1 protein-coding gene is annotated in these 246 nt (G+C 65.4%); it reads right to left on the bottom strand.

Annotated elements, in window-relative coordinates:
• Nucleotides 1–14 precede the first annotated feature (14 nt).
• Nucleotides 15–246 (bottom strand): FliM/FliN family flagellar motor switch protein (locus FQ664_RS26645; protein WP_144175971.1); only part of this gene is annotated, 232 nt, incomplete at its 5' end.

Raw genomic sequence — 246 nt, 5'->3', positions numbered from 1 at the left:
GGCGTCGATATCGTTCATTGCGGGTCTTCCTGGATGACGGGTACGCGCGGACGGGTGCCCGGCGGATGGGTAGCGGTGATCTTTACGGCGTTCATGCCGTTGGCGACGCCGAACTCACCGGTGAACACCGGGATGTTCTCCACGCACAGCGGCACCTGCGGGCTCAGGTCGATCGGCAGGATGTCGCCGACCTTCAGCCGGGTCAGGTCGCGCAGGGTCATGCGCTTGCTGGCCAGTACGCTGGAC

The sequence above is a fragment of the Pseudomonas persica genome, assembly GCF_900291015.1.
Taxonomy (GTDB): Bacteria; Pseudomonadota; Gammaproteobacteria; order Pseudomonadales; family Pseudomonadaceae; genus Aquipseudomonas.
This window is presented reverse-complemented; position numbering and strand designations above follow the sequence as displayed.